General features: G+C 66.0%; 9 protein-coding genes. 7 read left to right on the top strand and 2 right to left on the bottom strand.

Features of this window, described 5'->3' with window-relative positions:
* The 3 genes from ISS20_RS21080 to ISS20_RS21070 all read left to right on the top strand — a co-directional run.
* A partial coding sequence (locus tag ISS20_RS21080) for a transporter substrate-binding domain-containing protein (RefSeq protein ID WP_291439258.1) occupies positions 1-216 on the top strand: 216 nt, incomplete at its 5' end.
* Positions 213-1439: a pyridoxal phosphate-dependent aminotransferase gene (locus ISS20_RS21075; RefSeq protein ID WP_291439256.1), complete on the top strand. Its 1227-nt coding sequence runs from the start codon at positions 213-215 to the stop codon at positions 1437-1439. The genes ISS20_RS21080 and ISS20_RS21075, both read left to right, overlap by 4 nt.
* 23 nt (positions 1440-1462) lie before the next feature.
* On the top strand, positions 1463-3148 hold the full coding sequence (locus ISS20_RS21070) for a thiamine pyrophosphate-binding protein (RefSeq protein ID WP_291439254.1): 1686 nt from the start codon (positions 1463-1465) through the stop codon (positions 3146-3148).
* Between the two features lie 30 nt (positions 3149-3178).
* Here ISS20_RS21070 and ISS20_RS21065 read toward each other — a convergent pair whose 3' ends face one another.
* Positions 3179-4060 (bottom strand): LysR substrate-binding domain-containing protein, encoded by an 882-nt coding sequence (locus tag ISS20_RS21065; protein ID WP_291439251.1) that lies wholly within the window; start codon positions 4058-4060, stop codon positions 3179-3181.
* Between the two features lie 135 nt (positions 4061-4195).
* Here ISS20_RS21065 and ISS20_RS21060 point away from each other — a divergent pair, with 135 nt between their 5' ends.
* From ISS20_RS21060 to ISS20_RS21045, 4 genes are all read left to right on the top strand, one after another.
* The gene (locus ISS20_RS21060) at positions 4196-5143 is read left to right on the top strand and encodes a DMT family transporter (RefSeq protein ID WP_291439250.1); all 948 of its coding nucleotides are present in this window, start codon (positions 4196-4198) and stop codon (positions 5141-5143) included.
* 135 nt (positions 5144-5278) lie between these two features.
* The gene (locus tag ISS20_RS21055; protein WP_291439260.1) at positions 5279-6496 is read left to right on the top strand and encodes a DNA polymerase IV; all 1218 of its coding nucleotides are present in this window, start codon (positions 5279-5281) and stop codon (positions 6494-6496) included.
* Between the two features lie 187 nt (positions 6497-6683).
* Positions 6684-8243, top strand: coding sequence for a PAS domain-containing methyl-accepting chemotaxis protein (locus ISS20_RS21050; RefSeq protein WP_291439248.1), 1560 nt, complete (start codon positions 6684-6686; stop codon positions 8241-8243).
* 93 nt (positions 8244-8336) lie between these two features.
* Positions 8337-8603: a hypothetical protein gene (locus ISS20_RS21045; RefSeq protein WP_056061307.1), complete on the top strand. Its 267-nt coding sequence runs from the start codon at positions 8337-8339 to the stop codon at positions 8601-8603.
* Positions 8604-8632: 29 nt separating this feature from the next.
* Here ISS20_RS21045 and queF read toward each other — a convergent pair whose 3' ends face one another.
* Entirely contained in the window at positions 8633-9478 is an 846-nt protein-coding gene (gene queF, locus ISS20_RS21040) for an NADPH-dependent 7-cyano-7-deazaguanine reductase QueF (RefSeq protein WP_291439244.1), read from the bottom strand.
* Positions 9479-9612 lie beyond the last annotated feature (134 nt).

The following is a 9612-nucleotide window of genomic DNA, read 5'->3' as shown; positions in this document are numbered from 1 at the left end:
CTGCTGTTCCGCAAGGACGACCCCACGTTCAAGGCGGCGGTGGACGGTGTGCTGACCAAGCTGATGCAAAGCGGCGAGATGGAAAAGATCTACACCAAGTGGTTTGTGAACCCCATTCCGCCCAAGAACATGAGCCTGAACCTGCCGCTGGGCACCACGCTGCGCCAGCTGTTTGCCACCCCCAACGACAAGCCCCTGGAGACCTACCAGCAATGAACGCTCCCATCCCCGCCACGGCCTTCCGCGCGGCCGACCGCCTAGCGGCCATTGGTGTCTCGGAAATCGTGCGCCTGACGCAAGAGGCCAACCAGCTCAAGCGCCAGGGCCAGCCCGTGATCGTGCTGGGCCTGGGCGAGCCCGACTTCGACACGCCCGCGCACATCCTGGAGGCCGCGCAGCAGGCCATGGCGCGGGGGGAGACGCACTACACGGTGCTGGATGGCACGGCCGAACTAAAGGCCGCCATTCAGCACAAGTTCAAGCACGACAACGGGCTGGACTTTCAGCTCAATGAAATCACCGCAGGCGCGGGTGCCAAGCAGATCCTCTACAACGCGCTGATGGCCTCGGTGAACCCTGGCGACGAGGTCATTCTGCCCGCGCCGTACTGGACGTCGTATGCCGACATGGTGTTGATTGCGGGTGGTGTGCCGGTGGTGGTGCCCTGCGCCGAGGCCAATGGCTTTCGCATCACGCCCGAGCAGTTGGAGGCCGCTATCACGCCGCGCACGCGCTGGGTGTTCATCAACTCGCCCTCCAACCCCAGCGGGGCCGCCTACAGTGCCGAGCAGCTGCTGCCCGTGCTGGAAGTGGTGGAGCGCCACCCGCAGGTGTGGCTGCTGGCGGACGATATCTACGAACACATCCTGTACGACGGCCGGGCTTTTGCCACGCCCGCCGCTGTGCTGCCCTCGCTGCGCGGTCGCACGCTGACGGTGAACGGTGTCTCCAAGGCCTATGCCATGACGGGCTGGCGCCTGGGCTACGGCGCAGGCCCCAAGGCACTGATTGCAGCCATGGCGGTAGTGCAGAGCCAGGCCACGTCCTGCCCCTCGTCCATCAGCCAGGCGGCGGCCGTGGCGGCGCTGACTGGGCCGCAAGACGTGGTACGCGAGCGCTGCCAAGCGTTCCAGGACCGGCGTGACCTGGTCGTGGCCGCGCTCAACGCCTCCCCCGGCCTGCGCTGCCGCGTGCCTGAGGGCGCGTTCTACACCTTTGCCAGCTGCGAAGGTGTGCTGGGCCGCACCACGCCGGGCGGCATGCTGCTGCGCACCGATGCCGACTTCTGCGCCTACCTGCTGCGCGAGCACCATGTGGCCGTGGTGCCTGGCGGGGTGCTGGGGCTGGCGCCATACTTTCACATCTCGTACGCAGCATCTACCGCCGATTTGCAAGAGGCCTGCGCACGCATCCAACGCGCCTGCCAAGCCCTGTTCTGAATTTCTGATCCGATACCGTTGATATGAACACGACCTCCCTTACCCCCCGCACCGGCGGCCAGATCCTGGTGCAGCAGCTCATCACCCATGGTGTGAAGCAGCTCTTTTGTGTGCCCGGCGAAAGCTACCTGGCTGTGCTCGATGCGCTGCACGATGCCGACATCGGCGTGACCGTGTGCCGCCAGGAGGGCGGGGCGGCCATGATGGCCGAGGCGCAGGGCAAGCTCACCGGCCAGCCCGGCATTTGTTTTGTGACGCGCGGGCCCGGCGCCACCAATGCCTCGGCCGGTGTGCACATTGCCCACCAGGACTCGACGCCGATGATCCTGTTCGTGGGCCAGGTGGCGCGCGGGGCCATGGGGCGCGAGGCGTTCCAGGAGTTGGACTACAGCGCGGTGTTCGGCACCATGGCCAAGTGGGTGGTGCAGATCGACGACCCGGCGCGTGTGCCCGAGCTGATCTCGCGCGCCTTCCACATTGCCACATCCGGCCGCCCCGGCCCCGTGGTGGTGGCGCTGCCCGAAGACATGCTGACCGAAGCCGCCACGGTGGCCGACGCGTTGCCCTACCAGGTGACGGAGACCCACCCTGGCACTGCGCAGATGGCCGAGCTGGCCCAGCGCCTGCAAGCCGCCAAAAATCCCGTGGCCATCCTGGGCGGCAGCCGCTGGTTTGAGCAGGCGGTGCGCGAGTTCACCGCGTTTGCCGAAGCGTGGTCCATCCCGGTGTACTGCTCGTTCCGCCGCCAGATGCTGTTCCCGGCCACACATGCCTGCTACGGCGGTGACCTGGGTCTGGGCGTCAACCCCAAGCTGCTGGCGCGCATCAAGGCGTCGGACCTGGTGCTGGTGGTGGGTGGGCGGCTGTCAGAAGTGCCCTCGCAGGGCTACGAGCTGTTCGACATTCCCACCCCCGTGCAGCCCCTGGTGCATGTGCATGCCGATGCGGATGAACTGGGCAAGCTGTATCGCCCCACCCAGGCCATCCACGCCACGCCCCAGGCTTTCGCTTCTGCGTTGAATTCTGTGCGACCCACGGCGGCCGTGCCCTGGAAGGCGCACGCTGAAGCTGCCCATGCCGAGTACTTGGCCTGGAGCGATCCGGCGCCCATCCGCATCCCTGGCAGCCTGCAAATGGGCCAGGTGATGCAGCACCTCAAAGACGTGCTGCCTGCCGACACCATCTTCTGCAACGGCGCTGGCAACTTTGCCACCTGGATCCATCGTTTCTGGCCCTTCACCACCTACGCCAGCCAGCTGGCGCCCACCAGCGGGTCGATGGGCTACGGTCTGCCTGCGGGTGTGGGTGGCAAGCGCCTGTGGCCGCAGCGCGAAGTGGTGATCTTTGCGGGCGATGGCGACTTTTTGATGCACGGCCAGGAGTTTGCGACGGCCGTGCAATATGGCCTCCCCATCATCGTGGTGCTGCTGGACAACGCCATGTACGGCACCATTCGCATGCACCAGGAGCGCGAATACCCCGGCCGCATCAGCGCCACGCAGCTCAAGAACCCCGACTTCAAGGCCTACGCCCAGGCCTTTGGGGGCCACGGCGAGCGGGTGGAGCGGACGGAAGACTTTGCCCCCGCTTTGGCGCGCGCCCGTGCCAGCGGCCTGCCCAGCGTGCTGCACTGCCTGATCGACCCCGAGGCGATCACGCCCACGGGCACGCTGCAGGGCATCCGCAGCGCTGCACTCTCCAAGAAGTAGGCTCCCGTTTCGTAAGTAGGCGCTAGGCGTTCAGCCGGTCACGCGGGCGCCGCCTGATTGCCTCAGGGTCTGCACCAGCAGGTTCTGCAGGCTGTCCACCGCCTTGGAGCCGCGCGATGCGCGGCTGCGGTACACCGCTACCTCCATGGGCGCCAGAGGCCCCAGTCCCTGTTCCGTGCCGAGCACCTGCAGCTGCGGTGGCACGCTGCAGTGGGTGAGGGCGGCCACGGCCAGACCGCTTTCTACCGCTGCAATTTGCCCGGCCAGGCTGGAGCTGTGATAGACCACCTTGTAGCGGCGCCCCTGCTGCGCCAGCGCGTGGATGGCGCCGCGCCGCGCCAGGCTGGCCGATTCGTACACCGCAATCGGCAGCGGGTCACGCCTCCACAACTCGAACTGCGCCGACCCCACCCACACCATGGGCTCATGGAACAGCAGCGTGCCCCGGCGTGCGTGGTCGCGCGAGATCAGGGCCAGGTCCAGGCCACCATTGGCCACGCGCGGGATGAGTGCGGTGGACTGCTCGCAGTCCAGCTCAATCTCCACCGCACTGTGACGGGGTGCAAAGCGCTTGAGTACGGGCGTGAGGTAGCGCGCTGCGTAGTCATCCGGCACCCCCAGCCGCACCCGGCCTGTGAGGGCGTCGCCGTTCAGTGCGTCATGTGCTTCCGCATGCAGTTCCAGAATGCGGCGCGCATAGCCCAGCAGGGTTTCACCCTCGGGCGTGAGGTGCTGCTTGCGGGCATCGCGCTCCAGCAGGCGGTGGCCGACGGCGTCTTCGAGCTTTTTGAGTTGCATGCTGACCGCCGACTGGGATCGGTGCACCTCGGCCGCCGCGCCGGAGAGCGAGCCTGCATCCACCACAGCCACCAGGCACTGAAGCCAGTCGAATTGCAAATCGCGGTAGCTCATGGATTGCCCTAGTGATGATGTATTCGATAATCGAATTATTAGTGCTCAAATTATGCGCTTTGGATGGCATGGACTGGCAGCCACACTGCGGGTATGCAGCAGTCTTCCCCTACCGTTTCAGGTACATCCGAACCCGTGGTTCCAGCGTCCGCTTCACCTGTGGCCGTTGCCCACATGCTGCCGGATGCCCGCCGGCTGGATGGCTGGGTCGCATTCGTGCTGGGCAACGCGCTGCTGGGCACCATCGGTGTGTTTGTGAACGAGGCGCAGGCGGCGCCGTTGACAGTGACCTGGTTCCGGTGCGCGTTTGCCCTCATGGGGCTCACGTTGTGGATGGCCTGGCGCAACCAGTCTTGGGTGGGACTGTGGCGGGGGCTCTGGGTGGGCTGGGCTGCTTTGCCGTGGGTGTTGCTGCTCAGCGGGCTCATGTTGGCGAGCTGGTGGCTGTTTTTCACCGCAATCCAGCAGGTGCCCACCGGGGTGGCGGTGGTGCTGTTCCATGTGCAACCGCTGTGGGTGTTGCTGCTGGGGGCTTGGTGGTTGAAAGAGTCCGTGCCCCGGCAGCGCGTGGTGTCGGTGCTGGTCGCCATGGTGGGGCTGGTGCTGGCCACGGGCGTGGCCGAGGGGTTGGCTCCATCGGGCGGTAGCCACACGCCAGGCTACTGGGTGGGCGTGGGCCTGTGCCTGATAGGTGCGCTGTGCACCGCCACCGTCACCGTGGTCGCCAAGCGCTTGGGGGTGCTGCCGCTGGGGACCCTGGCGTGGTGGCAATGTGCGCTGGGTGCGTCCGTGCTGTGGGTGGCCCCCGTGGGACACGGTTGGCCTGCCTGGGGTGTCTCCTGGGCATGGCTGGCTGGGCTGGGGCTGATCCACACCGGCTTGGCGTATACCTTGATGTACGCGGGCATGGCCCGCCTGGCGACGGCCCGGGTGGCGGTGCTGCAGTTCGCCTATCCGACGGTCGCTATCGTGGTGGACTGGGTGTACTTTCAGCACACCTTGGGCGGTTGGCAGCTGGGGGGTGTGGTGCTGATGCTGGGGGCCATCGGAGCCGGGGAGCGCGGCGCGCGGCGCAATCGCTAATCATCCGCCTGCGGTAGGAGGGCGCCGCCCCGCACAATACCGGGTGTGACCGCCACCGAGCCCGATTCTTCTGAAACCCCACCTCCTGCGCAGGCTGCCCCTACCGGCAAGCTGCGCCGTATCGCGCACCTGGACATGGACGCGTTCTTCGCGTCCGTCGAGCTGCTTCGCTATCCGCAGCTCAAGGGCTTGCCTGTGGTGATCGGCGGGGGGCGGCGCAAGGTGGACGAGCTGCTGCTGCGCGGGCCAGACGGCACAGAGGAGCGCGAGCGGCGCTTCATCCCGGTGGAAGATTTTCCGCTGCTCAAGGACTACGTGGGCCGGGGGGTCATTACTACTGCCACCTACCCCGCACGGCAGTTCGGCGTGGGCTCGGCCATGGGCATGATGAAGGCGGCCAAGCTGTGCCCGCAGGCCATTGTGTTGCCGGTGGATTTTGAGGAGGTGCGGCGGTTCTCGCGCCTGTTCAAAAGTACCATCACCGAGATCGCACCGGTGATGCAGGACCGGGGGGTGGACGAGGTCTACATCGACTTCACCGACGTGCCCGGCGGCCAGCGCGAAGGCGGGCGGGTGCTGGCGAGGCTCATCCAGAAAAGCATCTTTGACAGGACCGGGCTGACCTGTTCCATTGGCGTGGCGCCCAACCGGCTGCTGGCCAAGATGGCCAGCGAGTTCAACAAGCCCAACGGCATCTCCATCGTTTACGAGGAAGACCTGCAGAGCAAGATCTGGCCCCTGAACGTGCGCAAGATCAATGGCATCGGTCCCAAGGCGGGCGAGAAGCTGGCGCGGCTGGGCATTGAGAGCATCGGGCAGCTTGCTGCGCAGGATGAGCAATGGCTGATGGGCCACTTTGGCAAGTCCACCGGGGCGTGGATGCACCGTGTGGCCTGGGGCCGCGACGACAGCCCGGTGGTGACTGAGAGCGAGCCGGTGAGCATGAGCCGTGAGACCACCTTCGACCGCGACCTGCATGCGGTGCGCGACCGGGCCGAACTGGGCGCGATCTTCACTGACCTGTGTTTGCGCCTGGCCGATGACCTGCAGCGCAAGGGCTATGTGGCGCGCACCATCGGCATCAAGCTGCGCTACGACGACTTCAAGATCGCGACGCGTGACCACACCGCCAACAGCTACACGGCCGACGGAGCCACCATCCGGCAGCTGGCCGGGCAATGCCTCAAGCGCGTGCCGTTGGACAAGCGCCTGCGGCTGCTGGGCGTGCGGGCCAGCACGCTGGCGCGGCGGGGAGAGGAGCCAGCGCTGGAGCCGCGTGCCACTGTGGCTGCCGATGGGCGTCGGCGCGGGCCGCAGGCGGAAGTGGCCATGGAAACCGGGCAGCTTTTTTAACGCAGCGGATTCCAAAAAGGCTCTGAACAGGTTCAAAGTGTTTGCGCATTGAGGGGCGTGGGGAGGCACCTTTTGGGGCCAAGCGGGGGAATGAGCAGTTAGACTTGATTCGTATCAAGCGGTTACAACAACACCCCACCAAAAGCCGCGCTGCCTGCCCCTGCCGCAGGCCCTTCAGGAGCTTCGAGTGCGCATCAACCTTCCCGTAACCCAGCAGAATTTTGACTACCCCGGTGATGAGCTGCTGGTGTCCAGCACCAACACCAAGGGCGAGATCACCCACTGCAATCCGGCGTTTGTGCGCGTCAGCGGCTTCAGTTACGACGAGCTCATCGGCCAGCCCCACAACATCATCCGCCACCCCGACATGCCCGCCGAGGCCTACAAGGACATGTGGCGCACCATTGGCCGGGGGGAGCCCTGGACGGGCCTGGTCAAGAACCGCCGCAAGAACGGCGACCACTATTGGGTGCGCGCCAATGTCACCCCCATCATGGAAGGCGGCAAGCCACGTGCCTACATGTCGGTGCGCACCAAGCCCAGCGCGGCAGAAATTTCTGCTGCAGAAGCCCTGTATGCCCAGATGCGCAGCGAGGCGGCCTCGGGCGCAAGCAGCCTCTACCTGGACTCGGGCAACGTGCGCTACCGCGGAGTGCGTGGCTGGCAGCAGCGCCTGGCGCAGATGGCGTTGCTGCCCCGCATGGCGATCCTGCTGCTGGTGACGGTGCTGCTGGCCTTGTTGCCCGATGTGATGGGTCTGCAAGGCACCACCGCCTGGGTGGCCCGCCTGGCGCTGCTGTTGCTGGGGGCGGGGTGGACGCTGTGGCGCTTTCAGGCCACCGTGCTGCAGGGCGTGCACGATGCCACCCGCTTCGCGTCCGACATCTCGGCCTGCAACCTCGCCACGTCGGTGGGCACCGACTACCCCCAGCCCCTGGGTGCGCTGATGCAGCGCCTGCAGCAGACCCAGGTCAACCTGCGCGCCGTGGTGGGCGACGTGCGCACCGAGGTGCGCAACTTCATCGAATCGGCCGATGAAATCGCGCGCGGCGGGATGGACCTGTCCGCCCGTACCGAGTCGCAGGCGAGCAGCCTGGAAGAAACCGCCGCTGCGATGGAGCAACTGGCCAGCACGGTGCTGCAGACGTCGGAGACAGCAGCCAAGGTGTCGCACGAGAGCGCACAGAGCAGCGACATTGCTACGCGCGGTGGCCAGGCGGTGCAGGAGGTGGGCGCCGCCATGCAGCAGATGAAGCTGTCGTCCACCAAGATCAGCGAGATCGTGGGCGTGATCGAGGGCATTGCCTTTCAGACCAACCTGCTGGCGCTCAACGCCGCCGTGGAGGCGGCCCGTGCGGGCGAGCAGGGCAGGGGCTTTGCGGTGGTGGCTGGCGAGGTGCGGGCACTGGCGCAACGCAGTGCCAGCTCGGCCAAGGAGATCAGCGGCCTGATCGGCGTCACGGTGAACCAGATCGCCAGCGGCGCGCAGCAGATGGACCATGCGGGCACCACCATCGAGGGCGTCGTGCACGCCGTGGAGCGCGTGAGCACGCTGGTCCAGCAGATCAGCAGCGCCACCAAGGAGCAGTCGCAGGGCATTGCCCAGGTGAACGAGGCAGTGACCCAGCTCGATACCGTGACGCAGCAGAACGCCGCGCTGGTGGAGGAGTCGGCCGCTGCAGCCCAGGGGCTCAAGGAGAGCGCGGTGTCGCTGGGCCGCTCGGTGGATGTGTTCCGGCTGGGGTGAACGGCGCTGCAATGAGCCGCCAAGTGACACTCGCACCTTGACGAATTCTTACTCGTAACTTACAGTGATTTTCCCGTTGTCCGGGAGATCACCATGACCCTCGACGAGCTGCAGCGCATCAAGCAGTGGCATGTGGCGCACAAGGCCGACCACCCGCTCGAATACCACCTGTGGGACCTGGTGCTGACGGTCTGGATGCTGGGCTGGGTGGGCTGGTTTCCCATCTGCGCTTTTGGCGAGCCCTGCGCCGCGCCGGTCTGCCTGATCGGCATTTTTGTCCCCAGCCTGTATGTCGCCTGGCGCACCCGCGCGCACTTGCGCCACACCCTGCGGTGCGACTGGATTGATGCGCGGAACTGACGGATGCTGTCGGTTGACGGGGGGCAGGCCTACTGCCGGGCCGTGCGCACATTGCGCGGCAGGGCTTGCGGGTGGCTGGTGCGCAGGGGGTTGATGTCCAGCCCGCCGCGGCGCGTGTAGCGCGCGTACACCGTGAGCTTGATGGGTTTGCAGCGGGTCCACACGTCCATGAAGATGCGTTCCACACACTGCTCATGAAACTCGTTGTGGTTGCGAAAGCTCACCAGGTATTGCAGCAGCCCTTCCTGGTTGATCTGCGGGCCGCTGTAGCTGATCTGCACGCTGCCCCAGTCGGGCTGTCCGGTCACCAGACAGTTGCTTTTGAGCAGGTTGCTGGTGAGGGTCTCGCTCACGGGCGCTTCGTTGAATGTGGCCGTCAGCAGGTCGGGCGCAGGCTGGTAGCGCGTGCATTCCACGTCCAGCCGGTCCAGGCTCAGGCCGTCCAGCTCGTGCACGGGCTCCTGGTCGAACAGCTCTGGTGCGATGAGCTTCACGCCCACGGTGGCGGGGTGTTCGGCGCCACGCCACACGGCTTCGCTGATGTCGGCGCGGATGCGTGCCTGCACTTCGGCAGCGTCGGCAAAGCGGGTGTTGTTGAAGCTGTTGAGGTACAGCTTGAACGACTTGCTCTCGACGATGTTGGGCGTCTCGCAGGGCACGGTGATGTGCGCCAGCGCCACCTGCGGCTTGCCCCGCTGGTTGAGCCATGACAGCTCGAACGCCGTCCACAGATCAGCCCCGAAGAAGGGCGCCGCGCCGGTGATGCCGATCTCCGCACGCTTGCCCGCGCGCGGGATGGGGAACAGCAGCGAGGCGTCGTACTGGTCGATATAGGCCGATGCCTTGCCGAGTTGCGATTGTTCTGGCGTGTTCATGGCCTGGTCTTTCGGGTGTGTGGGTTCCAAGGGGGGGCTGTGCTGTTGCTACTATTTTTATAGCTGTTGGCGCATGTTCGACTAGCGCATACCGGGGTTTTTACTGAAACTCCCGCTCGCGCAGCCATTTGGTG

The sequence above is a fragment of the Acidovorax sp. genome (assembly GCF_016783915.1).
GTDB lineage: Bacteria > Pseudomonadota > Gammaproteobacteria > Burkholderiales > Burkholderiaceae_C > Acidovorax.
Note: the sequence above shows the minus strand (reverse complement) of the source record. Positions and strands in the feature narration are given on the sequence as shown.

Bases quoted from the DNA above. Each gene is read 5' to 3' on its own strand.
- ISS20_RS21045 (WP_056061307.1), top strand. From the start codon at position 8,337: ATGACCCTCGACGAGCTGCAGCGCATCAAGCAGTGGCATGTGGCGCAC.
- ISS20_RS21055 (WP_291439260.1), top strand. From the start codon at position 5,279: ATGGACGCGTTCTTCGCGTCCGTCGAGCTGCTTCGCTATCCGCAGCTC.
- ISS20_RS21075 (WP_291439256.1), top strand. From the start codon at position 213: ATGAACGCTCCCATCCCCGCCACGGCCTTCCGCGCGGCCGACCGCCTA.
- queF (WP_291439244.1), bottom strand. From the start codon at position 9,478: ATGAACACGCCAGAACAATCGCAACTCGGCAAGGCATCGGCCTATATC.
- ISS20_RS21070 (WP_291439254.1), top strand. From the start codon at position 1,463: ATGAACACGACCTCCCTTACCCCCCGCACCGGCGGCCAGATCCTGGTG.
- ISS20_RS21065 (WP_291439251.1), bottom strand. From the start codon at position 4,060: ATGAGCTACCGCGATTTGCAATTCGACTGGCTTCAGTGCCTGGTGGCT.